This window comes from Moorena sp. SIO4A1 (genome assembly GCF_010672065.1).
Lineage (GTDB): Bacteria > Cyanobacteriota > Cyanobacteriia > Cyanobacteriales > Coleofasciculaceae > Moorena.
Genome location: NZ_JAAHHX010000531.1, coordinates 1 through 1711, shown reverse-complemented (window position 1 = coordinate 1711; position 1711 = coordinate 1). Strand labels below are relative to the sequence as shown.

1 protein-coding gene is annotated in these 1711 nt (G+C 46.1%); it reads left to right on the top strand.

Translation table 11 applies throughout. The features are described 5' to 3' along the window. Positions 1-116 precede the first annotated feature (116 nt). Complete coding sequence (locus F6K53_RS40300; RefSeq protein WP_293085725.1) at positions 117-1523, top strand: transposase; 1407 nt, start codon at positions 117-119, stop codon at positions 1521-1523. Positions 1524-1711: the final 188 nt, after the last annotated feature.

The window sequence follows — 1711 nt, the reverse complement described above, 5'->3', positions numbered from 1 at the left end:
TGATAGAGCAACCGAAATGCCGAGTTGGAGCGAGTCTTGAGTCTCCTGAAATCCATAGAGCGGTATCGGCAACTAAATTGACAACTAAATCTTAGCAAGTTAAAATATATTTGGTATTGGTTAAGTCTTTCTCCATGAGCCGGAAGCAAGCTAAAAAGCGAACTAAGCGCAAAAAGTGGCAGTCAGCGTCGTTGATCAGAACTGATGTCTGGTCGCTGTCTTTGACTCGCCATCAGCGTAATTTAGCTATTCTGACGGTGGAAGAGTACCGCCATTTCCTAAAACCTTTGGTACTAATCGCCTATTGGAATTGGTCTGCCCTGTTGGGGTTAACTGCCAAAGAACGGGTGAACACCCTGGAGAAGTTGGTTCACCAGACCGCAGATAATCCCAATCCTAAATATGGTTGGTACTTCAAAAAAGCCATCAATAACCATCCATCGTTTCGCAAGTTTCCCAGCTACCTAAGACGGGCTGCCATCCAAGACGCATTAGGGATTGTTAGCAGCTTTGTGACTCGCTGGCAGGATTGGAAACGAGGCAACAGAAAGCACCGACACGACAAGTCCCCTAAGCTTACTGCCTTCTGTAACAGCTACCCAGCTTTGTACAAAGGTCAACAAATTCGCTATAACGCTAATTTTAACGCTGTAGACCTCAAGGTTTGGAACGGTAAGGATTGGGTATGGCTATTGGCTATTCCTGTTCGTTCGTCGGGAAAAAGCCGCCATCTAGGTCAAGACAACAAACTGATGTCCCCTTCCTTAATTGCTAACGGCCGCAGCGTTCATCTGTCGATGCCCGTCGAGATCGCAATTAAGGAACTGCCGGAATCTGATTGGGTTTGTGCGGTAGACCTAGGAATTAACACCACAGCGACCTGCTCTATCGTTAGTCGGGACGGTACTGTAAAAGCGAGGAAATTTATTTCCCCCGCCAGAGACATAGACCGCCGTGACCAACGCAAGCAGCGTATTGCCACTAAGTCCAAGCAAACCCGTAAGATAACCAAAAGGAATTTGCCTCAAGGGTTCTGCAAGGGATTGTATCGCAAGTCCAAACAGATCAACGAACACATTGCTCAAGTCGTATCCAAAGCTGTAATAGACTTTGGAATCGCTCATCAAGTGAGGGTGATTGTGTTTGAGGACTTGTCAAACTGGAAGGCAAAAGGGGGTAAGCACGGCTCTCTCCAAAAGCAACGATTCCACCAATGGTGTAAAGACCGGATTGTGGAACTTGCCATCCAGAATAAGAGCGAGTTAGGCGGGAACGTCGTCAAGGTTAACGCTAAATACACCAGTGCTTATGGGTTTGATGGGTCTGGCTTAATTTCCCGCAGCAACAAAAAGTATTCCCTCGCCAGATTCAAGAACGGCAAGCGCTATAACGCCGACTTATCTGCGTCTTACAACATCGGCGCTAGATATTGGTATGCCGTGCTCACTAACGCGAAATTTACGCTTAGTCTGGGAAGGCAGAAGTTCCTCCCACACGCTGAGAACGCCAGTGACGCTCAGTAGTTTATGGAAGCTATCTGAGTCCAACCTAGCATAAGAATCCCCAGCTAGAATTTTTAATTTAGCTGGGGTGCGTTCAAAAAAACTAGCTATCCTTAAAAAGATCTGACAAAAAAGTATGAAGTTTGAATTGTGAAGTATGAAGTTTGAATTGTGAAGGAATCCTGAATTGTGAAGGAATCCTGAAAACC